Below are 20,664 nucleotides of genomic sequence, written 5' to 3' on the forward strand. Positions count from 1 at the left end.
GTCATCTCGACCGAAGCATGATGGTTTTATCGTCATGCAGAGTGGAGAGACCTGCAGGCTGCCTATGCGAGCACTATTGCCTGTGCGGGCAAGCTGCAGGTCTCTCCGCTACGGCGGCAAAAGCGCCGCCTTCGGTCGAGATGACAGAGTTGGGATAGGGGTGAGGGAAAACCGCATCAACTGTTTGCTTTTCCCTGTTTCCTGTTTGCTGGCTCTTCTACGTCCCCGGCTGCACGTACGGCACCTGCCCCAGGTATAGGCGCTCGCGGCTGCGAGGGTCGTCCTCGATGCGTGAGGGTAGATCGAAGAGCATCGTGGCTCGCTGGTTGAGATCGAAGGCGGGCCACTGTGGGGCGTGGGGGTTGTTGGGATTGCCGGTGCGCGCGAAGGCGATGTAGGTCTCGCTAACGATGTCGGCCATCTGCTGTGCCTGCGCTTTGTCGGCGTCTGAACTGCCGATCATGCCGGGCGATATCGCTATGTTGTCGAAGGCCAGTGGGATGTCCAGCGTGTGCGGCGCGCCGAAGCGGCCATCTTCTACGGGTGACTTCCAGTTCAGTTGATAAACCCAGGTGTGCGGCTGTGCGGTGGGGTCGGCTGCGCGGCGGTCGGCTTCGATGACCTGGCCGCGCCAGGAGCGGGAGTCCGTCGTCACGGCAAAGAACACGTCGCTGGCGGAGTACTCGGGGTGCCACTCGCGATACTTCGCGATCACTTCCGGTACCGGCAGAGAGACCTTGTCGCTCTTCAGGTAGGGTGCGTTTTTCTCCAGTGCCGCGGGTAAGGTGTCCCACGTGAGAGAGAACAGTGCGGGCTGGCTGCCGCCGATCAGGACGCGTGTCTCGTCGTGGGTGTTGCCCAGGATCATCGGAACGTCGGAGGAGATCTGCGGGTCGGTTGGGGAGAAGGGGTCGGCGGGGAGCGAGCGGCCGTCGGTTACCGGGCCGTAGTAGCCGCCGGAGTGTGCGGCGGCCTGCAGCGTTGCCGTGGGTAATGCTCGCAGCACTTTGGCCGTGGCTTCGGGGGTTGCGGTATCCAGCCCCAGCACCTTGAGCAGGGCTTTGGCGCGGTCCGAGGCGTGATTCGGTTGCGCGCCGGTTACCTGCTGGCCGCTCATCGAGATCACGCGGTGGAAGAGGCCGTGCGCGGGAGGCTGGGCCATCAGCGTCGCGCACTTGGCTCCGCCGCCGGATTGACCGAAGATCATCACGCGGGAGGGGTCGCCGCCGAACTCTGCGATGTTGTCGCGCACCCATTGCAGCGCGAGTACGAGGTCGAGCTGGCCGGCGTTGCCGGAGTCGTCAAAGCCCTGCCCTGGCAGGAGCTGCGCGAGGTACAGGTAGCCGAAGAGATTCAAGCGGTGATTCACGGTGACGACGACTACATCCCCGCGCTTCGCCAGCCGGGTGCCGTCATAGAGGGCGGCGTTCGCTGTGCCGTTCGAGTAGGCGCCGCCGTGGATGTAGAACATCACCGGCCGCTTTTTGCCGTCACGCAGACCTGGTGTCCACACGTTCAGGTGCAGGCAGTCTTCGCTCTCGGGGCCTTCGTCGGGCGGCAGATGATAGCCCTGCTGGGGGTTTGCGGTGGCTTCGTGACGGGACCTGGCGCCGGAGATCTGCGGCGAGCGCGGGCCCCAGTCGGAGGCGTCGCGAATCTCTTTCCATGGAGCCGGGGGTTTGGGGGCAGCGAAGCGGGTCTGGGCCGTGTCCTGTCCGTAGGCGATGCCCTTGAAGCAGAGGACGCCTGCACCGGCGTCGCGGCCGCGGACTTTGCCTGCGGTGGTCGTTGCCACCAGGTCGGACTTCGCAGCCAGTGCACTGCGATCCAGTAACCCCGCTGCGCCTAACATTGCACCGCCGACCAGTACTTCACGCCTGTTCATCCTGAAAGTCTCCGCACTGACAACGTATGGCTTTGGACTGATGACTTGCAAATCGTGGAGGAAGAACAGTCAACAGCAAAAGCTTTGACGCAACGGACGCGAAGAAACGCCACGGAGCGCGACGGCTTCCGTGGCGCTCCGCGGCGGCCGTTGCGTCAGGGTTTTAGGGGTACATGCTAGCTCGGGACGGGTGTAACTTTGACCGCTTTGTTGTCCTCGAAGTCGATCTTGATCGGGTGGCCGTTGTTGTCGTAGGTCACGGAGCGGTTGCCGGTGCTGTCCGAGCTTGGATTAATGACCTGGCCGAGGGACATCATGGCCTGGTTTTCGCTCATGCCCACCACGGCCTCATGCTTGTCGATGTGCGCCCACATCTCCGGGCCCCAGTGTTTGTAGAGCACGTGCGGATCGTCGTAGAAGAAGATCTCGTCGGTGAGAAACGTATACGCGCCGTTGTCGTAGTTTCCGATCGGCACAGCGTACAGCGCGTTCGGGTCGCTCGATTTGGGCATCGTAAAAGCCAACAGCACGTGGCGTTCACCGGCCGAGATGCGCGACACCGCGCGGCCTTTGGGCGGCACCTGCTCGAAGACATCCTTGACGACCAGCGGCTCCGCGCCCGCGAGCGTGGCTACCGGATGCGCGTAGTCGGCGTGGTGGCTGGTGTAGTGGTAGTAGTCCATCTGCCCGCCGGCGCTCACCCAGATCGTCTTGCCGATGAGGTCGCGCTCGTCCTTCAGCGAATCCGGATGCTGCTTGCGCAGAAAGACCGTATCGTCGTCGGAGAGCTTCGGCTTCGCAGAAGTCTCCGTTGCCGCCGGCAGCTCTTCGTGGTTCGCCTTGTAGATCAGTCCTACACGTATGCCAATCGCGATGACGAACGCTGCCGATACAGCCAGTGCAATCTTTTTGCCATTTTCCATGCGTCTACTCCGGTACTAAGAGATTAGAGGTTAACAAACCTGCGTTAGTTGGATGTGTGTAGCAGAACAAGCAACGGCAAAGGCCTTGACGCAACGGGCGTGAAGAAAAAGCGCCACGGTACGCGACGGCTTACGTGGCTAGATCTGATTGTTGGGGTCGAGGGAAACATTGCCGTTTCTCTAGCCTACCGGCTCCATCTCGCTGAACTGCTTTTCGACTGCGATCAGACTCTCGGAGGTCAGCGTGTCGGCGTGGCGTAGCGCGGGGAAGAATATCGACCAGGTACCTGTCACCATCATGCTGGCGACGCCGCCGACCACGACTGCTCGCACCGCGCCCCACCAGTGCGCCGTAAGGCCGCTCTCGTACTCGCCGAACTCGTTCGATGCACCGAGGAACAGCCAGTTCACGCTGGACACTCGGCCGCGCATCTCGGGCGGCGTGGCGAGTTGCAGGATGCTCGACCGCACGACGACGGAGATCATGTCGGAGGCTCCGATGATCAGCAGGGCCGCGCAACTCAACCACAGGTTGCGGCTCAGTCCGAAGAGCACTGTCGCCGCGCCGAAGATTCCCACGCACACCAACATGGTCCTGCCGGCGCGGCGCTTGATCGGGAACGCCAGCAGTCCCAGCGAGACGGTCAGCGCACCGAGGCTCGGCATGGCACGCAGCAGACCGAGACCATGCGGCCCCTCGTGCAGAATGTCCGACGCAAAGATAGGCATCAGCGAGACCGCGCCGCCGAGCAGCACGGCAAACAGATCCAGCGAGATCGATCCCAGCAGCAGGCGCGTCTGCGCGACGTAGTGCAGGCCCGCCAGCATCGTCTTGACGGTGAAGCCTTTCTTTTCGCCGGGGCCGCGTGGATGCACCATGCTTACCAGCACGAGAAATATCGCAAACGCTATGAGCGTGAAGCAGTAGACCAGCGGCGCTCCGGCGAACGGTGCAAATCGTCCGCTGAAGCTACGGCTCAGCCCTATCGTAAACAGCAGCCCGCCCATCATCGGCCCGATGGCGTTGGAGACCTGGAAGATGCTCGCGCCCCAGGTGACGGCGTTGACGAAGTGTTCCTTCGGAACGAGCGTCGGCACCAGCGAACTCGCCGCCGGGCCGGCGAAGCATCGCCCTGTGCCGATGAGGAAGAGAACCCCGTACACCACCCAGATGTTGCCGATGCCATGCAGCGTCAGCCACAGCAACAGCGCGGTTGCGAGCAATTGCACGGTGTAGCAGGTCAGGATGATGTTGCGACGGTCATAACGATCGGCTACATGCCCAGCGGGCAGCACGAAGAACAGACCTGGAAGAAAGAGCGCAAGCCCGGTATAGCCCAGTGCCAGCGCCGAGTGCGTGAGCTGATACACCTGCCACGCCACGCCGACCGACTGCGCCTCAGCTCCCATCGTACCGAGAGCCCTGGCTGCTGAATAAAACCGGAAGTCCCGCGACTGCCACGCCACCGTCGCGCTCAAAGATCGTTGTTCCGCGTCCGCCATGTACTTCTATGCTGACACATTGCGAAGAACAGGCAAAAAACAAAGGCCTTGACGCAATGGGCGCGGCGGTTCGCAAAGGAGCGCGACGGCATTTGTGTTTGGGAAATGCTGCGGTGCTCCCCCCTCCAGGCTGCTGAGGTAGATTGGAGCCAATGCCAAGAGCAAGATCTCAACGGGATCGGGGCTGCTCGGCGGGCTACAACAGGAGGGCTGGATGACCATGAAGGGGTGGGCGGTTGCGGTGCTTTGTCTGATGGCGAGTTCGCTGCAGGGTGCGACTGTGCACGGGGCGGTTACGCTGCCCGTTCCCGGAGGAAAGGTCATTCTCTCGCAGCGGAGCGCGCAGACAGTAGTGCATTGGAACTCGCATGGAATGCAGCGGACAGCGGTACTGCCTGCGGATGACGGAATCTATCCGGGGTCGCTCTTCGAGGCGAGGGTTCTGGGGACGATAGGCGATAAGGTTCTTGTCTTGTCGGTGACCTATGGTTCCCGGCCCAACGGAGGCATGCACATGTGCGGTGCCGGAATGGAGACGATCGTCCGTGTGGTGAGCTTTTCAGGAAGGCCACGGCAGACGTTCGAGCAGCTAGTAGAGAGTTGCTGGCAAACCATCGAAGAGGGCGACGTAGCCTGGGACCCATCGGCGCATACCCTCAGCGTGGAACGCACTACGTATAGCGACGGCGAGGCGCACACCAATCGGATCTATCAGGTGGATGACAAGGGAGCGGTGCGGTTGATCGTGGATGCCCCTGGGGAGCCGTCTTCGAAGTAGGCGGTACGTGGGAGTGGCAGTTCTTGCAGCAGCATTCTTTCATCACACTATGAGTGGAAATGCCGACTCGTTATCATGGACTTCTCATGCAAGCACCTGATCAACACCTCCTCGGCACCCTTCTCACAGAAGCACGCAATCCCGCTACCGAGCATCTCGACGAGCTGCCGACGCTCGCCATGCTCCAAGTCATCAACGACGAAGACGCGAAGGTCGCGACCGCTGTTCGCGCGGAGCTGCCGCATATCGCGCAGGCTATCGATGAGATTGCAGCGCGCTTCGGGCGCGGCGGACGGCTCTTCTACATCGGCGCGGGGACCAGTGGGCGACTTGGCGTACTGGATGCCAGCGAGTGCCCGCCGACGTTCTCCGTCTCCGCCGATCTCGTGCAGGGGCTGATTGCGGGGGGCGATCGCGCATTGCGGCTCTCGAGCGAACACTCCGAAGACTCGCCCGAAGAGGGCGCTCGCGATCTCGCCGCGACAGGGTTTGCGAAGGACGACACCTTGGTCGGCATCGCGGCCAGCGGGCGTACGCCGTATGTGCTCGGGGCGCTTGCGTATGCGAAGAAGCTTGGCGCGCTGACCGTAGGACTTACCTGCGTGCCGGGTTCGGCTATCTCGCAGGCTGCCGATATCGCGATTACTCCGGCGACTGGACCGGAGGTGCTGACAGGTAGCACGCGCCTGAAGGCCGGCACGGCTACCAAGCTGGTTCTCAACATGCTCTCGACGGGCGTGATGGTGAGGACAGGCGCGACCTACGGCAACCTGATGGTGAATGTGCGTCCTACGAATGCGAAGCTCGTCGACCGTGCGCATCGCATCATCGCCGCAGCGACCGGATGCGATATGGAGACTGCGGCGAAGCTCTTGGAAGAGGCTGGCGATAGTGTGAAGACCGCGATTGTGATGCAGAAGCGATCGTTGTCGCGCGAAGCGGCGGAGACACGGTTGGCGGCGGCCCATGGGGTGTTGGCGAACGCGTTGTAAAAGCGTACCTGGGGCTACGCCCCAGGCTGGCATGAAACGGTCCGTTGGCCCTAAATCGTTACATCGACAGATATTCCGGTCGAGAGATTTCTGGCTAGATAGACATCGTTCCCTCCGCGGCTGAAGCCGCTTTTATGGGGATGCCCTAACGGCGGGGCTGAAGCCCCGCCCCTTCAAAGCAAAAACTCGCGCGAAGTTTAATCACATGCCCTACCCAAACAGCGTCTGCCTGCGTGGCATCTCGATGCCCAGGTGTTCATAGGCCAGGCGTGTTGCGACGCGTCCGCGTGGGGTGCGGTCGAGGAAGCCGATCTGGATCAGGAATGGCTCGTAGACCTCTTCCAGCGCGTCCTGCTCCTCGGCCAGAGCGGCAGCCAATGTGTTGAGACCCACCGGGCCACCATCGTACTTCTCGATGATCGTGCGCAATAGACGGCGATCGAGTTCGTCGAAGCCGTGCGCGTCCACTTCGAGCATCTTCAGCGCGGCCATGGCTGTCTCGCGATCGATCCTGCCCGAGGCCCTTACCTGTGCATAGTCGCGAACGCGGCGCAGCAGGCGGTTGGCGATGCGGGGTGTCCCCCGCGACCGCATCGCGATCTCCGCGGCACCGTCGTGGTCGATGGGCACGCCCAGCACCTCGGCGGAGCGCTCGACGACGAACCGCAGCTCATCGTCGGTGTAGAACTCCAACCGCAATAGAATGCCGAAACGCGAGCGCAGCGGAGAGCTCAGCAGGCCGGGCCGGGTCGTCGCCGCGACGAAGGTGAACGGCTTGATCTCCAACGTATGAGTACGTGCCGCCGGACCCTGCCCGATGATGATGTCCATCTGGTAGTCCTCGAGCGCGGTGTAGAGTTTTTCTTCAAGCACCGGCTGCAAGCGATGGACCTCGTCGAGGAAGAGCACCTGCTTCTCACGCAGGTTGGTCAGAATGGCCGTGAGGTCGCCCTGAATCTGTAAGGCCGGGCCGCTGGTCTGCTGGTACCCAACCCCCAGCTCGTTCGCGATGATGGTCGCGAGTGTCGTCTTGCCCAGCCCCGGAGGCCCGAAGAGGAGCACGTGGTCGAGGGCCTCGCCGCGTGACTTTGCAGCCTCCAGCGCAATCGCCAGCTGTTCCTTGGCCTTCTCCTGGCCAATGAACTCGGACAGCCGCTTGGGCCGCAGCTTCAACTCAAAGGCCGAGTCATCCTCCACCGGCCCAGCCGATACCAGACGCTCCGCCTCGGCACTCTTGCGACCAGTCTGGTTCAGGTCGAACTTTTTCTTGTTTGCGAAGTCCATCTGAGGCGAGGATACGGCGAAGATACGAGTGGAAGCAATCATGGCAGGTGTCTTCGCTGTAAATTCGGGGTGTAGAGACAAGCCAGCCAACCCCTGCGCGCCCAACCGACTCCTTTAAAGTCACGCCTTTGCGCGGATTCGATGGGCCATCTTAGAAAACGAGACTGGCTGCGAGGAAAACGAGGCCGGCGGCGAGGCGAATCTTTTTTGACGCTCTCCCCGTCTACCCTTTTCAGAGGTTTTACGAGACATAGTTTCAAAAGAAAACTTGCCGGCGCAACTATGCAGTTCCAGAGAGGGTTTGACTCTGATTGCGGGCAACACTTTGATTCGTTTAAGATTCACGTTCGTCCGTCTGCCCCTAATTTGCCGATCATGTCTTCGGAGAGGATGTAGTGCATGAAGCGTTTTATCTCTTTCTCGCTCGCGATCTTTACCTGTGTCTGCGTGCTTGTAGCCACAGAACGCCAGGCGAAGGCTTACGTCGATCCGGGAACAGGGTTCCTCGCTCTCCAATCGGGAGCCGCTGGGCTGGCTGCGGTGGGCTACTTCCTGCGCCGTCGCATCATGGCATTGTTTGGGAAAAAAGAGGTTCCGGCAGCAGCTTTACCCGTACCGGCTAAGAAAGATGGTTCCCACAGCGCCGCATGACATCAGCGCCGCCCTGCCCAACCTTTCGTGATCCCTCCGGTTCCCTTCGCCTGGAAGGCGACCTCGCAATCCGCGAGATTCACACCTCCGCTCGTGAGGAGGTGTTGGAGTTCGTGAACTCGCGTTTTTGCCAACGCCTGCAAAAACGCGGTGACCTGGTGGCAGCCACCATCGACGACGCTCCCGACGGTCTGCGGCTCCTGCATCCCAGAGTTCCGGTCCCCACCTATCCGTGGGAGTGGACGCCCTCCATGTGGCTGGCTGCGGCCGAACTGACGCTCAATCTCTGCGAAGAGGCCTTGAGTGAAGGCTGGATCCTGAAGGATGCTACCCCGCTGAACGTGCTCTTCATCGGGCCACGGCCGGTGCTCGTGGATTTCCTCTCGTTTGAGCGCTACAAACCCGGCTCCTCGATCTGGCTCGCTTACGGACAGTATGTTCGAACCTTTGAGCTGCCTCTGCTCATGAACCGGCTGCTGCACTGGCCGCTGGCACTCAGCTTCTTCAAACGAGACGGCTATGAGCCCAGTGACCTCTACCAGGCCATTGGCCGCACGCAACGCTTTTCGCCTGCGGCGTTCTGGCCCATTACGCTGCCTGCGCTGCTGGAGAAACGCAATGGGGCCGCTGCGTCCACAGCGCAACCCGCTAAAGCGAAAGACCCTGGATTGGCGCTGCATGTGCTGAAGCGGATGTTGGCCTCTCTGCGGAAGCGTACTCGCCGGGCCTTGCCGAAGGACGCTGGATCGGAGTGGGCCGACTACACGGGCACGCTGACGCACTACACGCCGGAACAGAGCGCGCAGAAGCTCGAATGGATGCAGCAGGTGCTGAACGAACTGCACCCGGAACGTGTGCTGGACATCGGCGCCAATACGGGCGAATTCAGCTCCCTCGCGGCAGGCATGGGCGCGCAGGTTGTAGCGCTCGAACGCGATGCCGCTACGGCAGAGCGCCTCTTCTGTATGAGCCGGGCAAAGAATCTTTCTATCCAGACCGTTCATGCGGATGCGGCACGCCCTACAGCCGCCGCAGGCTGGGACAACAACGAGACGAGCGCTCTTCTGCCTCGGCTCGAAGGCCGATTCGACCTGGTGCTGATGCTGGCTGTGATCCACCACCTTCTGCTACTGGAGCAGATCCCGCTGGGGCCCATCATGGAACTCTGTCATCGGATCACCCGCCGCTATCTGGTGATCGAATGGGTGCCCGCTACCGACCCCATGTACCAAAGCCTGATGCGCGGACGCGACACTCTCTATGGCTCGATCACGGAGGCCGATCTTCTCGCTGCCTGCGTTGGTCGCTTTCAGCTACTGCGCCAGCTCACACTGAGCAACGGACGGGTTCTGTTTCTCTTCGAGAGAGCATAGAGAGCAAATCTACAGAGCGAGTAAAGAGTACCCGTGGATAAAAGATCTCTGTTCAAGAGGCTCTGCCAGTACATCGGTGTTGCCTCGCTCATGCTGTTGGCGAACTACGACGATCTGCTGGGTGGCGGCGGCAATGTACGGCTGCATGCGCCATTTCCGCTCACGGGTATCTGCCTGGCACACATGGCCGACATCCTGCTACTGGGGTTGCTCCTCTTCGTCCTCTTCGCGCCCCTGCAACGCTGGCGCTTCTACCCGTGGGTTCGGCTGTTGCTGGCCGCTGCGATTCCTCCGTGCGTGATCGCACGCAACCTGGAGTTCTTTCCCTTTGCTGTGCCGGATTGGTCTGTGCTGCTGCTTGCGCTGGTCTGGGCTGCGCTGCTGCTGGTTCTTCTGCTGCGCTTTCCGCAGGGGTATCGCCGAGTGATACGTCTTGGCGATGGTGCCGGGATCTTCGCAGCCGTCTTTGCATTCTGCACCTTCGCGCAGTTGCTGTGGATGATGCACTGGAAGCCCGCGCCCAATGAGCAGGTTGCCGCCTGGGCCGCCTCTCCCCAGCCACCACGCCAGCATCCGCTGCTGGTCTGGGTCATCCTCGATGAACTCTCCTACGATCAGGTCTTCGAGCACCGCGCGCATGATCTGGCGCTGCCCAACTTCGACGCCCTGCGCAGCGAGAGTACCGTCTTCACGAATGTGCAGCCGGTCGGCTACAAGACAGCGAAGATCCTTCCGTCGCTGCTCAGCGGGCATGCCGTCGACGACTTCCGCTACAGCTTCGACAACCGCTTTCAGGTTCACTACACCGATGCGCGCGGGTGGCACGTGCTCAACGGCAGCCAATCCATCTTCCATGACGCCCAGCAGAACGGCTGGAGGACCGCGGCGGTGGGTTGGTACAACTCCTATTGCCCTATCTATGGCGACGCCATCGACAACTGCTACTGGACGAACCTGGATAAGCTCGATGGGCCCATGGCACAGCGAAATGGCCTGCGGCAGAACATCTATTCACCGCTGCGGCAGATGGTGCTCGATGTTACGGCTCCCGAGCAAGCCGATCGAGATATGTGCACGTACGACGTTCGCCATCGCTATCAGACGCACATCGATCTCGAACAGCATGCCCTGCAACTCCTGCAGACCGACCAGGCAGACTTTGTGTTTCTGCACATGGCTGTTCCCCACAGCCCCACGATCTGGAGCCGTAGCAACGACAGCTATACGCAGACTTGCGGCGGATCCTACCTCGACAACCTGGCGCTCGCTGACCGAGAGTTAGGACGCATCGTGAATGTCCTGCGGACCTCACCGCGATGGAAGGACACAACACTCATCGTCGAAGGCGACCATGGATGGCGCATCAATCTCTGGAAGGGCCAGCCCGCCTGGACGAAGGAAGACGATGCGGCCTCGCGAGGCGTTTTTGATTCGCGGCCTGCAGTGTTGATTCATGCGGCTGGACAGACGATGCCTCAGACCAATCAGAGCGTGTGGCCGCTGATGAATGTTCGTGAGGTGGTGAAGAGGATTGTCAGTGGCCAGCCGGTGCGGTATTAGCTCGAGGTGTAGGGCGAGGACGGCTTCAGCTTCATCGCTTGCGTGAAAGCACGAACTCAACTCCACCGACAAAGCCGCGGCCTTGCATGCGGACGTTGGCGATCTCCTGATACCCGGTGTTGGCGAGATTTGTCATCTGCAGATATGGGCGGAAGCGCCCGACCTCGCGCACCGCTGATACGTCCCAAACCGCATACGGAGCCTGTGGAGGCGCTGGCGCCTCCGTGTAGCGCTCCACCACGCCCAGCCGCGACTGCAACAGAAGCCCGTGCTTCAGGTTCCAGGTCCACTCCACGCGGCCGTTGTTGACGGGATAGTCGAACACATACTCCGATTGCAATCCGTTCAGGGAGCTCTGCGTTCCTTTGAGCAGCGTCCAGCTCAGCTTCAACTGCTGGCTGCTGTTCGGCCGCCAGTTCAGCGAGCTCTCCACGCCGGTAAAATGCAACCCGGGGAGATTGGTCGCCTGCCACAGATCGTTCGACGAGGCCCGGGTGTAGTCGATCGTGTTCTTCTGCTGCGAATAGAAGGCAGTCACCGATGCCGCGATATGAGCGCTGGGAAACCAGTCCGCACCACCCTCGTAGTTCCAGGCCGACTCCGGCTTCAGGTTGGGATTGCCTAGCGTCGTGGGGTCGCTGTAGTAGAGATCGAGATACGTCGGCAGACGGAACCCGTAGCCTGCGGAGGCGCGCAGCTTGACCGAGTGGGGCAGCCACAGCGTGCCCGCGAACGTCGGGCTCGAGACTACGCGGCCGCCGCTGAAGACCTCCTCGCGCAGCCCCGCGGAGATCAATCCCTTTCCGGCGATACGCCATTCGACATCGCCGTAACCAGCTCCGCGATTGCGTCCATGGTCTCCGAGGTTCGTGCTGTGGATCTGATCGGTGTCCTCTTCGAGGCCTGTGAGCAGCGTGGTGTTCTTGAAGATCTCGCGCCGGTCGCGGACGGATCCATCAAAGCCGTCGTCGATGTGCTGATTCTTGTAGTAGCTGGGGTCGTCGCGTAACAGCACATAGATGTCCGAGTGACGGCGATAGGCCACTGCGGCATCGGTGTGCTCATTGAACTGCTGCGAGAGCGCGGCGAACCAGCCTTTGGTCCGCTCCCACGAGGGATAGTTGCCGTAGAACTGATCCGCTCCATAGGCTCGGTCGTCGCCGGCAAAGAGCAGGTCGCTCGTCCCCAGAGCAGACTTGAATCGCGTCTCGCTGCTTGCGGACTCCGTTCTGTAGTCACGATCGTAGATGAAGCCTGTCGAGCGGTCTCGGTCAGCGGCGACGACTTCGCTCCACCGCTTGCCTACCATCGATCCCAGCAGACCCTCCTGGTCTTCGCCGTAGCTGCCAGCTCCGGCACGGATACGCAGTGTGGTGGCATCGGGTTCAAAGGTCATAAAGTCGATGACACCGCCGATGGCATCCGAGCCATAGAGCGTTGAACCTGTCCCATGCAGGACGTCGATCTTTCCTAACGCCGCCAATGGCACGGGCAGGTCGAGATTGAAGTGCGAGGTCTCGACGTTGTCCATGCGCAGCCCGTTGAGCAGAACCAGCGTCTGCTCGAACGAGGCGCCACGCACCGAGATGTCGGCCATCACCCCTGCTCCGGCGCGCTGCTGGATATCCACCGAGGAGTCCGTGCGCAGATAGTCCTCCAGGTCCTGCGAGGCCAGCGCATGCTCCTGTGCGTCCAGAGGCACCACCGTGCGGGCCGACTCTCCCAGGCTCACGGGCTCGACATCGCCTAGAACAACCACCGTCGTGCTGACCGGCGGAATGGTTTGTGGACTCTGAGACTGTTGTGCGCACAGAGGCAGGGTGGCGACGAAAAGCATAGGAAGGTGACGCAGGCGAAACATCTTGCAGAGAACTCCTTGGACTTCTGTCATCCTGCCTGTTGCATCGCCGCGATACAACGATGGTTTTGTATCGTCCTTGATAGTTTATTCTGTAAACTAATTTTACCTGCGATGCGTATCGATGCCTTCCTCTCCGAAAGTCCCATGTTCGCGATCAATCGCGCGGCGCGGCGATTCAACTCACTGGCCACTGAAGCTCTCGCGGCCGACGGCCTTACATTTCTTGAAGGCCTGGTGCTTACGGCGATCTTCTTCGAAGCGCCAACGCCCCTCAAACCTTCGGAACTCGCGGAGACCTTTGGAATGACTCGAGGCAATGTGAGCCATTGCGTCTCGTCCCTGGAGGCGAAGGGGCTGCTGCAGCGAAAGATCGATCCGGCCGATGCCAGGGCGTATCAGCTCGCCCTGAAGCCCGCTGGCAAGAAGTGCGCGCTGCATGTCATCGCGGCGTTCGACAAGCTGCAAAAAGAGTTTGAGAGAGAGGTTGGCAAGACAGCTCTCGCAGAGACGCTCAAGACCATTCGCAAGCTGGAAGCGCTCTTTTAGAGTACGTGCAGAGATCGCGTGAAGTAGAGATGAACCACCCCCGAAGTTGTCATCCCTCGGCTACTGGCTTACAGCGGTGAAGGCCGTGGATAAAGCTCCGGTTGCGACTCCGGACACCCCCGCGCTGGCCAAGGTTCCATCGTGGTTGACGGTATAGATCGAAGCGGCGCTGCCCTCATTGGTCACGTAGACGAATTTTCCGGTTGGGTCGAAGGTGATGCGGAAGGGCTCCGTGCCAGTGGCGATGGTAGCCGTCGGGTTGGCAGCGGTTGAATTCAGTTTGAGGTTGCCAGTGGTGAGATCGATGGTGAACATCGAGACGGTGTTATCGCCGCGGTTGACCACGTAGGCAAAACTGCTCGTCGGGTCGACGGCGATCGCCGTGGGCCCGCTGCCCGCCGCGACCACGGACGATGTATTCAACGTCAGTATGCCGGTGGTGGGGTTGACCGTATATTGCGAAACCGCATTGCCGCCCCCGAAGTTATTCACGACGTAGGCAAACTTGCCGGAGGGGGCGACGACCACCTGAAACGGGTCTCCGTCGGTAAGGACCGTAGCGGGCGAGGTCGGAGTGAGAAGTCCGGTGGTCTGGTTGATAGTGAACATGGAGACCGTAGCGCCATCGCTGTCCAAGGCGGATACATAGAGGAATTTGCCTGCAGGGTCGACGGTCAAGAAACCTGGGTCCGAAAGGACCTCACCGGGAAGCATCGTCGACACTGTGGCTGGCGTCGTCGGGGTCAGGACGCCCGTGGACTGGTTAATGGTGAACATGGAGACCGTACTGTCGTTGGTGTTGGCGGTGTAGACGAATCGTCCGAGCGGGTCGATTGCGATTTCCTGGGGGAGCCACCCGGTGGGAACAGTTGCAGGTGTCGTCGGGGTGAGGACCCCGGTGGTGGGGTTGATCGTGTACATCGAGATGGTGGATACACTAGACGCGTTGGAAACCAGGTTGGCTACATAGGCAAATCGTCCTAACGGATCGATGACCATCTGTTCCGAATCGTCTTGCGGCAACGCATACCCGGTGGAGACGGAGGCCGGCGTGGTCGGGGTGAACTGCCCGGTGCAGGAGTCGACGGTGAATATGGAGACCGCGTAGCCGGTCAGGACATAGGAGAACTCCGGCTTGGTTGCAGGCACGCATGCGGCAGAAGTTGTAGATACAGGGGCCGGTTTTTCACCGCAACCGGCGTCAAGCAGAACCACAAGGCAAAGGATTACAGGATAAAAACGGGCCAATTTCACGTGGTGCTCCTTACTCGATTCCAAAGGCAGCACCATACTACTATCACCCCTTGTTGCGAGGGGTTCAGGGTTTCTTGTTAGGCTCGCGTACTTTGCGAGCTACGCCGAAGGACCCCGAAAATCTTTGCATCCCTTTGCTTTGGTGTTGGAAATCGAAGCGTAACGATGAAGAAAATGTGGGAGTGAATGCGACGGGGCAGATCATGCTGCATTTGCTCACAGCGAAAATGCTTGCAATTCAACTACAGATGTAGTTGAATTGACGGCAAGTGAGTTTGACTAACGATGTTTTCGAAAAAACTATCAAAACTCGACCTGCAAATTCTGGAGGCGTTGTGGCTCAAGGGCGCGTGCTCCGTGCGTGAGATTCACGAGACATTTCCCGCCGCGGTCAGACCTGCCTACACAACGGTGCAGACAACCGTATATCGCCTGGAACAGAAGAAGGCCTTGCGCTGCACGAAGCGGATCAGCAACGCCAATATCTTCGAGGCCGTGATCTCGCGGGAGGATGCGCAACGGCGATTGATTGACGAGTTGCTGGCGATGCTCGGCGGCCGAGCCAAGCTGGTGATGGCGCATCTGGTTGAATCCGGCGAAATCACCCTTGAAGACGTTAAGGAAGCCGAAAAGACTCTGCGAAGGAACGCGAAAAAGGAGGCACCCTCATGATCCCTACTGATCTGAACTTCCTAGTAGCTCACCTCTGGCAATCGACGCTTTGCGTTTTCGTGGCATGGCTGCTGACGCTCGCGCTCAAGAACAACCGCGCGTCGGTGCGGTATTGGGTATGGCTGGCGGCGTCGGTGAAGTTCCTTGTGCCGTTTTCGCTGCTGGTGAGTGCCGGTTCTGAGCTTGGTTCGCGGACGCTTCCTGCACGTGAGCAGGCCCAGGTTTTTTCTGTCGTGGAAGAGATCAGCCGGCCCTTTCTATCTTCCGCTCCAACCCCTATACCTGTAGCGACGTTGCCCGTGTTCCATCCAGTTCTCGCTGTATTGCTCGGGGTGTGGTTTTTGGGTTTCATCAGCACCGCCATTTACTGGCTGGTGTTGTGGCATCGTATTCACACTGCTCTGCGAATGGCGACACCACTGCCTCTCAACTTGTCAATTCGGGCAGCGTCTTCTCCCGCACGCATGGAGCCGGGCGTATTTGGTATCCGCAAACCTGTCCTGTTACTGCCGGAAGGCATCACCCGGTGTCTTTCGCAGGATCAACTGGAGACGGTTGTCGCCCATGAGCTTTGTCATGTGCAACGGCGAGATAATCTAACCGCCGCCATACACATGCTGGTGGAGACCCTCTTCTGGTTTTATCCGCCGGTGTGGTGGATTCGTACACGGCTGATCGAAGAGCGGGAGCGGGCCTGCGACGAAGCTGTATTGCAAGCCGGCAGCGCAGCCTATGTCTATGCGGAGAGCATTCTCAATATCTGCAAGTATTACGTCGAATCACCCCTGGCCTGCGCATCAGGGGTAACCGGATCAAATCTCAACAGGCGCATTACGCGCATCCTGGCTGAGCACAGCTTGCGGCGGCTAGGGTGGCCGAGAAAGCTGTTACTGGCAGCTGCCGGGGCGGCAGCACTTTCGCTTCCCCTCGTCTTTGGCTTGCTGCACGCAACGCGGACCTGGGCACAAGCAGCGGTAGAAAACCCCAAAGGGCTACCAACGTTTGAAGTGGCAACCGTCAAGCCCAGCCTGCCTGGCGGCACGATGGTGATGACGAAGTTCACACCTGACGGAATGTGGATCAAGAATGCGCCGCTTATCATGATCATTCGGCAAGCCACTGGACTGTTGAACTCGAACGACGATCAGGTTATCGGAGCACCCTCCTGGGTGAAGACGGAGAAGTATGACATCGACGCCAAGGTGAGCGAAGCGGATGTTCCTAAGTTGGATAAGCTCAGCCGTATGGAAAGAAACGAGATGATGCGGCAGGTGCTGGTAGACCGTTTCAAATTTGCGGCTCATCAGGAGATCAGGGAACTTCCTGTGTATGAGCTGGTAGCGGCGAAGGGTGGCCCCAAACTCAAGGAAGCAACGCCCGGGGACACCTATCCTAACGGGTTGAAGGATGATCAAGGGCAAAGCTCCCCGGGCATGATGCGTGTTGGGCGAGGCACAGTGGATTGTCAGGCGATTTCAGTTACGGCTCTGCTCGATATACTCTCTCTATCCGGCCGCACGGTAGTAGACAAGACGGGCCTCACCGGCAAATACGACATTAAGCTGCGGTGGCGCCCTGAGGATTCGCATCCGAATGCAGAGGCGGGAGACGGCGGCACCGAGGGCTCTGATGTAGATTTCTTTACCGCGATCCAGGAGCAGCTTGGGCTCAAGCTTATTCCGGCAACAGGCCCGGTTAGTACTCTTGTAGTCGATCACGTCGAGAGGCCTTCGGACAATTAATCCAAAGGGCCTCAAGACGTATGTGAAGACACAACTGTTTCTAACGCAGCACTAACAGAACACACGCATGGGGAGCGAGTTCCTGCGTTATGCCGTCGGCACGTCCACTGTCTTTTGCATCCCACACGTTGCGCACCGATCGTTTGCGCACGCCGAGGCTGCTTCCGAAGTCGGCAAACTTTCGGTCGATCTTTAGCGGAGTCTCTCCCGTATTGAAGATCGCGAGAGCTACTTTGCCTCCCGGCAGAGAGGCGTGCCAGGCGATCAGCGCGCCTTCGTGCAGGACTTCGGAGCTCTCTGTCGCTGTCTGGTTGATGGCGATCAATTCGCGATTGGTCAGCAGCGCGAGGGTGGGCTCATCGAGCAGGGTCAGGTTGGCTCCGAGGATCAGAGGACTCCGCGCGATCGCCCACAACGTTAGCTGCGTACGCTGATCCTCCAGCGTAAGCAGCGACCGGCGCGGCGCCCCCCAGCCGGGGGAGGGCCTCAACTCGCCCAGCGGCAGCATATCGGCGTCCGGCCAGTTGCCTGGCTTCGCGTAGCGCTCCCACGCAGCCAGCCGCACGAACTGGCTCTGCACTGTCTGTGGGAAGCCCAACGACGGCTTTGCCCAGACGTCCCAGATGTCGTCCGAGATCCTCCACATCGCCGCGAGGCTGCCTACCTCCTCCGCGTGTGCCAGGTTCGTAGGCCCCGGCGACAGGCTCAGAACAATCGGCCGTCCGGTCTTGTCGATCGCGCGCCGGATCATGCGGATCTCATCCACTTTGTAGGGGTGATCCGAGATGCAGTCCACCTTCAGCAGATCGACGCCCCAGGAGGCGTACTGGCGCAGTAGAGAGTCGTACCATGCCTGCCCCGCCGCGTTGTCTCGCACACCCCAGTTGGTGGGGTCCCACGGGCAGCTGTCGCTGGTATCCGCGGCATCTTGCGTGGAGAAGCTGCTGCCTTCGATCGGCAGGCTGCGCTCCACGCTGGCCCGCGGTATTCCCCGCACGATGTGGATGCCAAACTTCAGCCCCTGCGCGTGGACCCAGCGGCCTATCTCCGTGAAGTTCGTCTCTTCTACGGTCGCCAGGAGCTTTCCTGTCGACGCGGGTTGGGGACTTACCGGCGAGGCCGCACGTCCGTTCACAGCGGAAGGAAAGCGCGCCGGCACGGGCACGTATCGCCCATGAGAGTCGATCGCATAGTGCAGCTTGTCGGGTGTCTCCCTGTCCTGCGGGTTCTCGAAGAACCACCCCTCATCGATCACCGCGTAGCGCCAGCCGAAGGGCAGCAGCTTCTGCTTCTGCACCGTAACGTTGTCGCGAAACTGCTGCTCGGTGATGGTCAGGCCGTAGGAGTCCCAACTGTTCCACCCCATCGGAGGCGTGGGTGCTACAGACGGCTGCTGGGCCTTTGCCGTTATTACGATAGACCCCAATACGACGAACATCATCCCGTACAGCAAACGTTTACTGGCGAAGATCATAGACACCCTCCGAAGAACGAAAACGCGACGCCCCTGTATCCTACAAGAACCAGTAATCCCAGAAGGACTCCGCAATGCCGCTTTACGAGTACGAGTGCAGCCAGTGCCATCGCCGCACCGAAAAGATCCAGAAGTTCTCCGACCCTGAACTGACCGTCTGCCCCTACTGCGGCGGCCCCCTCGCACGCACTATTACGGCTGCGGCTATCTCGTTCAAGGGCGGTGGCTGGTACAAGGACGGCTATGCCTCCGCCAAGCCCGCTGCGAGTGGCGACGCGGCTTCCGCTCCCGCTGCCGCGCCTGCATCGGGGGATGGTGCCTCGGCTTCGGCGCCGGCGCCAGCGGCGGCTCCTGCTGCAGCGCCAGCGGCGTCGGCAGCGCCCGCAGCCTCCAGCAAAGCCTAGCGTGTCCTCAAGCTGATTCGACTGAATCAAGGAAAACAATTCAGTCGTTGCGCCCTGCGGGCTCCACTCCGGCCTGCGGCAGCGAGGTGTGGGTCTTTGACCCGGCTTTTACGGCATGGCTGAAGCCATGCCCTTAACGAAACGGTTCTTGCCATCGCAGAGTGTTTGCACGCTGCGAGCGAGAACTTGATCGCGCCCCCCAGGCTGCTTGCGGTTTCGTACTTGCTGTTCTCTTTTCTCTGTTCTCTCTTTCCTGTTTGCTGTTTCCTGCCTGCTGGCTCTGTTGCCTCTCCAGCATCTCCCTATGTTCCAGCACTTGCGCGGCATTACACAAACACGCGTGCGTTGCGATATCATGCAAGCCATGAGGCTGCATCGCTCGCTACGCAAATTCGGGAAGCAGGTCGAAGAGAGCGTGGGTCTCCGCTCCCACGAAGACCGTCATATCCTGCGCGCCATTGGTTGGGTTTCCGCGGGCGTCACTGCCCTGGCTATTGGAGTTGTCGTAGGCCGCGAACTGCGCCAGCGTCACAAGTTCAACAACCGCACTCCGTATGACTTCTATGCGCACTCCGGCGACGAGATTCAGGACGTCGAGTTCGGCGTGGGCATCTAGACGAAGCACGGGACTTCGCGAAAATTCTGGCTAAAAGCGTATCCTTAAGAGGTGCGCTTGCTTTCCATCCTCGAGCCCGAACAGCTTGCACCATCGGCTGCCGCGGATGCGGAACCCGATGGACGTCTGCGCGATAGCCATAACCGCACCATCACCGACCTCCGACTCTCCGTCACCGATCGCTGCAACTATCGCTGTGTTTACTGCCGCACCGGCGAAGACGGCACCCAGTACTCCGAGCTGCCGATCGCGGACTACGCCCGCATCCTGCGCGTCTTTGTCTCACTAGGCATCGAGAAGATCCGCCTCACTGGCGGCGAGCCCCTGCTGCGCCAGGGGCTGCTGGATCTCATCCGCGAGACAGCCCAGCTCCGCTCAGATTTTGTGCCGTCACTGGATATCGCGCTGACGACCAATGGCCATCTGCTCGCGCCACTGGCCCGCCCGTTGCGCGAGGCCGGACTGAGCCGCATCACGGTGAGCATGGATGCCGTCGACTCCGAGACCTTTGCCCGCATCACCCGCGTCCCGGGCAGCTTCGAGCGCGTAAGGGACGGTATTCGCGCGGCACAGGACGCAGGGCTCGGCCCCGTCAAGGTGAACTGCGTTCTGATGCGCGGCTTCAACGACTCGCAGATCGAGGCCTTTGCCGAGTTCTCGCGCAACGAAGGCGTCATCGTTCGCTTCATCGAGTTCATGCCGCTGGAAGAAGGCAGGACGTGGGCTCCGGAGACCGTCATTCCCATGGATGAGATCGTGGCCCGGCTCAATGCTGTGCGTCCGCTCGTCGAGCTGCCGCCTAACCACCTCAGCGAGACGGCGCGACGCTTCACCTTTGACGATGGCCGTGGAGAGATCGGCATCATCGCGCCGGTCTCGCGGCCATTCTGCGGACACTGCAGCCGCGTTCGTCTTACCTCCGACGGCAAGGTCCGCACCTGCCTGTTCTCGCAGAGCGATCACGATCTCGTGGGCTTGATGCAGCGCGGAGCCTCCGACGACGATATGCGCTCGTGGATTCGCCGTGTCGTTGAGCGCAAGGAGGCTCGCCATCACATTGGCGAGCCGGGCTTTCTGAAGCCCTCGCGCAGCATGGTGCATATCGGCGGGTAGCGCAGCTTCCGGAAGAAAATCTTTAACGCAGAG

18 protein-coding genes are annotated in these 20,664 nt (G+C 60.5%); 10 read left to right on the forward strand and 8 right to left on the reverse strand.

Going from position 1 to position 20,664, the window contains the following annotated elements:
• Window positions 1–217: 217 nt before the first annotated feature.
• The 3 genes from GSQ91_RS25410 to GSQ91_RS25420 all read right to left on the reverse strand — a co-directional run bounded on the left by GSQ91_RS25410 (window position 218) and on the right by GSQ91_RS25420 (window position 4,311).
• Entirely contained in the window at window positions 218–1,885 is a 1,668-nt protein-coding gene (locus GSQ91_RS25410; RefSeq protein ID WP_158824515.1) for a carboxylesterase/lipase family protein, read from the reverse strand.
• Between the two features lie 176 nt (window positions 1,886–2,061).
• The gene (locus GSQ91_RS25415; protein ID WP_158824516.1) at window positions 2,062–2,808 is read right to left on the reverse strand and encodes a hypothetical protein; all 747 of its coding nucleotides are present in this window, start codon (window positions 2,806–2,808) and stop codon (window positions 2,062–2,064) included.
• Between the two features lie 180 nt (window positions 2,809–2,988).
• Window positions 2,989–4,311 carry an MFS transporter gene (locus GSQ91_RS25420; RefSeq protein WP_158824517.1) on the reverse strand — a complete coding sequence of 441 codons (1,323 nt, stop codon included), beginning with the start codon at window positions 4,309–4,311 and terminating at the stop codon, window positions 2,989–2,991.
• Between the two features lie 214 nt (window positions 4,312–4,525).
• Here GSQ91_RS25420 and GSQ91_RS25425 point away from each other — a divergent pair, with 214 nt between their 5' ends.
• Together GSQ91_RS25425 and murQ are read left to right on the forward strand one after the other, a co-directional pair.
• A complete protein-coding gene (locus GSQ91_RS25425) occupies window positions 4,526–5,089 on the forward strand; it encodes a hypothetical protein (RefSeq protein ID WP_158824518.1) in 564 nt (187 codons plus the stop codon).
• Between the two features lie 86 nt (window positions 5,090–5,175).
• Entirely contained in the window at window positions 5,176–6,081 is a 906-nt protein-coding gene (gene murQ / locus GSQ91_RS25430; RefSeq protein WP_158824519.1) for an N-acetylmuramic acid 6-phosphate etherase, read from the forward strand.
• A 210-nt stretch (window positions 6,082–6,291) separates the two neighbouring features.
• Here murQ and ruvB read toward each other — a convergent pair whose 3' ends face one another.
• On the reverse strand, window positions 6,292–7,365 hold the full coding sequence (gene ruvB, locus GSQ91_RS25435; protein ID WP_158824608.1) for a Holliday junction branch migration DNA helicase RuvB: 1,074 nt from the start codon (window positions 7,363–7,365) through the stop codon (window positions 6,292–6,294).
• A 399-nt stretch (window positions 7,366–7,764) separates the two neighbouring features.
• Here ruvB and GSQ91_RS25440 point away from each other — a divergent pair, with 399 nt between their 5' ends.
• Genes GSQ91_RS25440 through GSQ91_RS25450 form a run of 3 tightly spaced genes read left to right on the forward strand, consistent with a single transcriptional unit; the run spans window position 7,765 to window position 10,949 of the window.
• Window positions 7,765–8,016 carry a hypothetical protein gene (locus GSQ91_RS25440; RefSeq protein WP_158824520.1) on the forward strand — a complete coding sequence of 84 codons (252 nt, stop codon included), beginning with the start codon at window positions 7,765–7,767 and terminating at the stop codon, window positions 8,014–8,016.
• Window positions 8,013–9,389, forward strand: coding sequence for a bifunctional 2-polyprenyl-6-hydroxyphenol methylase/3-demethylubiquinol 3-O-methyltransferase UbiG (locus GSQ91_RS25445; RefSeq protein ID WP_158824521.1), 1,377 nt, complete (start codon window positions 8,013–8,015; stop codon window positions 9,387–9,389). Before GSQ91_RS25440 ends, GSQ91_RS25445 begins: the two co-directional genes overlap by 4 nt.
• Before the next feature lie 33 nt (window positions 9,390–9,422).
• On the forward strand, window positions 9,423–10,949 hold the full coding sequence (locus tag GSQ91_RS25450; RefSeq protein ID WP_158824522.1) for a sulfatase-like hydrolase/transferase: 1,527 nt from the start codon (window positions 9,423–9,425) through the stop codon (window positions 10,947–10,949).
• Window positions 10,950–10,980: 31 nt separating this feature from the next.
• Here GSQ91_RS25450 and GSQ91_RS25455 read toward each other — a convergent pair whose 3' ends face one another.
• A complete protein-coding gene (locus tag GSQ91_RS25455; protein ID WP_158824523.1) occupies window positions 10,981–12,810 on the reverse strand; it encodes a TonB-dependent siderophore receptor in 1,830 nt (609 codons plus the stop codon).
• A gap of 144 nt (window positions 12,811–12,954) precedes the next feature.
• Here GSQ91_RS25455 and GSQ91_RS25460 point away from each other — a divergent pair, with 144 nt between their 5' ends.
• Window positions 12,955–13,356 (forward strand): MarR family winged helix-turn-helix transcriptional regulator, encoded by a 402-nt coding sequence (locus GSQ91_RS25460; RefSeq protein WP_254064875.1) that lies wholly within the window; start codon window positions 12,955–12,957, stop codon window positions 13,354–13,356.
• 60 nt (window positions 13,357–13,416) lie between these two features.
• Here the strand turns inward: GSQ91_RS25460 and GSQ91_RS25465 are convergent, their stop codons facing one another.
• Entirely contained in the window at window positions 13,417–14,610 is a 1,194-nt protein-coding gene (locus GSQ91_RS25465; protein WP_158824525.1) for a beta-propeller fold lactonase family protein, read from the reverse strand.
• Between the two features lie 285 nt (window positions 14,611–14,895).
• On the opposite strand from GSQ91_RS25465, the gene GSQ91_RS25470 reads away from it, so the two are divergent.
• Together GSQ91_RS25470 and GSQ91_RS25475 are read left to right on the forward strand one after the other, a co-directional pair.
• Window positions 14,896–15,282, forward strand: a complete 387-nt coding sequence (locus GSQ91_RS25470; protein WP_158824526.1) for a BlaI/MecI/CopY family transcriptional regulator — start codon at window positions 14,896–14,898, stop codon at window positions 15,280–15,282.
• A complete protein-coding gene (locus tag GSQ91_RS25475) occupies window positions 15,279–17,024 on the forward strand; it encodes a M56 family metallopeptidase (RefSeq protein ID WP_158824527.1) in 1,746 nt (581 codons plus the stop codon). Before GSQ91_RS25470 ends, GSQ91_RS25475 begins: the two co-directional genes overlap by 4 nt.
• A gap of 40 nt (window positions 17,025–17,064) precedes the next feature.
• On the opposite strand, the gene GSQ91_RS25480 is transcribed toward GSQ91_RS25475, so the two are convergent.
• Window positions 17,065–18,498: a glycoside hydrolase family 27 protein gene (locus GSQ91_RS25480; protein ID WP_216845415.1), complete on the reverse strand. Its 1,434-nt coding sequence runs from the start codon at window positions 18,496–18,498 to the stop codon at window positions 17,065–17,067.
• Window positions 18,499–18,572: 74 nt separating this feature from the next.
• Between GSQ91_RS25480 and GSQ91_RS25485 the strand changes: the two genes are divergently transcribed.
• Window positions 18,573–18,902, forward strand: coding sequence for an FmdB family zinc ribbon protein (locus GSQ91_RS25485; RefSeq protein WP_158824528.1), 330 nt, complete (start codon window positions 18,573–18,575; stop codon window positions 18,900–18,902).
• 382 nt (window positions 18,903–19,284) lie between these two features.
• Here the strand turns inward: GSQ91_RS25485 and GSQ91_RS25490 are convergent, their stop codons facing one another.
• Complete coding sequence (locus tag GSQ91_RS25490) at window positions 19,285–19,527, reverse strand: hypothetical protein (protein ID WP_158824529.1); 243 nt, start codon at window positions 19,525–19,527, stop codon at window positions 19,285–19,287.
• A 57-nt stretch (window positions 19,528–19,584) separates the two neighbouring features.
• On the opposite strand from GSQ91_RS25490, the gene moaA reads away from it, so the two are divergent.
• The gene (gene moaA / locus GSQ91_RS25495; protein ID WP_254064883.1) at window positions 19,585–20,631 is read left to right on the forward strand and encodes a GTP 3',8-cyclase MoaA; all 1,047 of its coding nucleotides are present in this window, start codon (window positions 19,585–19,587) and stop codon (window positions 20,629–20,631) included.
• The last annotated feature ends 33 nt before the right edge of the window (window positions 20,632–20,664 follow it).

Origin of the sequence: Granulicella sp. S156 (genome assembly GCF_009766105.1) — a bacterium.
GTDB lineage: Bacteria > Acidobacteriota > Terriglobia > Terriglobales > Acidobacteriaceae > Granulicella.